Origin of the sequence: Chryseobacterium rhizosphaerae (genome assembly GCF_003385455.1) — a bacterium.
Lineage (GTDB): Bacteria > Bacteroidota > Bacteroidia > Flavobacteriales > Weeksellaceae > Chryseobacterium > Chryseobacterium rhizosphaerae.
Genome location: NZ_QNUF01000065.1, coordinates 1 through 1765 on the forward strand (window position 1 = coordinate 1; position 1765 = coordinate 1765).

Consider the following 1765-nt stretch of genomic DNA (forward strand, 5'->3'; position numbering starts at 1 on the left):
AAGACAACTTCCTGAACCTGAGTTTACGGGTAGCAAAGATTATATTGCTCCCCAAACTGATCTTCAGGCTAAACTATGCCAGATCTATGGTGATGTTTTGGGTCTTGATGCTGCAGGGATCAGTATCGAAGATGATTTCTTCCGCTTAGGAGGAGACAGTATTATCAGTATCCAGCTGGTAGGAAGGATCAGACAACAATTAGAAGTAAGGCTAAGTGTAAAAGAAGTCTTTACGGCCCGCAGCGTATCATCATTGTCGTTACTCATAGAAGAAAAGAAACAGACAGAAGGAGACCATATCCTTTCCGAGCAAGGCATATTAGAAGGGGGAGTTTCCTTACTTCCTGTTCAGGATTGGTTCTTCAGTCAGAAAGAACAGGGTTATCTTGGAGATTTCAATCACTGGAATCAGGCCTTTTTGATCAATGTGCCAGAGCTTGATAAAGAGTTACTGGAAACCTCCATCCACCATTTAGTGGAAAGACATGATGCATTCAGACTTTATTATCCAAAAGCAGATGGTGTTTATATCCAGGTATATGGCAGTGTGGAAGCCGTACCGGGTATCCATTATCTGGATGCTTCCGGATTAAATCCAGAAGAGCTTTCTCATGTATTTACAGAGTGGCAGTCCGGCTTTGATATTGAAAACGGACCATTGTATCAGATCGGTTATATCAGTGGTTATGCAGATGGAAGCGCAAGGATTTACTTTGCCCTTCACCATTTGATTATTGATGCCGTAAGCTGGAGGATTATTACTGAAGACTTAAAAAATATTTACCAGTCTCTTGAAAAAGGAGATACAGAATATATTACGGGTCATGTAAAAGGAACGAGCTACAGACAATGGGTGGAAGCTGTGCGAAGCTATAAAACAGAAAATGCGGAATCCCGGGCTCAGGAACTATTGTACTGGAATGCTACAGCGGAAACCGTAGAATCTAACAATACTACGCTGAGTCGTTTCATAGGCAAAGATTACCACCATGGTCATCTTATCCTGAGCAAAGAAATGACCGAATTACTTATCAGAAAGACGCATCATGCATACCATACCCAGATCAATGATCTTCTTCTCTCAGCGTTATCCCTTTCGCTTTCAGGATTAACCGGAGAGCAAAGCCATTCCGTATTGCTGGAGAGCCATGGTCGTGAAGAAGTTTTTGGGAATTTGGATATTACGGAGACGGTAGGTTGGTTTACCACGATGTATCCATTACTGTTGAAGAAAGGAAAAGGACTTTCTGATACAGTAGTATTGACCAAAGAATCGCTGAGACGTATTCCAAACAATGGAATAGGGTATGGCAGTTTGATTGGGTATACGGAGAGAAGCTTACCTAAGATCAGCTTTAATTATCTTGGCCAGTTAGACCAGGAAGATGTCTCTGGAGAGAAGACCTGGTTTATCGCGGCTGAAGACAGCGGGTTAGGTGTAGGAAGCAATAACCGTGACAGTCATTACATCAGCATCAATGGAGCTGTTGTGGATGGACAATTACGTTTTGGTGTTACCGGTTACCTGAGTGAAGAAGAGATTACCTTACTGTCTGAGGGCTTTAAGAGTCACCTGGAATCTATCATTACCCTGCTTTCAACAGAACAGAGCAGTTACCTTACTCCATCGGATATAGACTATATTGTAGAACAGGAACAGCTATTTGGTATTCAGGAGAAAGGGGAAATTGAAGGGGTTTATTTAGCGAATAGCTTACAGGAAGGCTTTGTGTATCATGCGTTGAACCAGGGAGATAAAGATGAT

The 1765-nt window shown here is 42.2% G+C and carries 1 protein-coding gene; it reads left to right on the plus strand.

Annotated elements, in window-relative coordinates:
• Window positions 1–1765, plus strand: a 1765-nt coding sequence (locus DRF57_RS23360) for a condensation domain-containing protein (RefSeq protein WP_241508050.1), incomplete at both ends; no start/stop codon positions are given.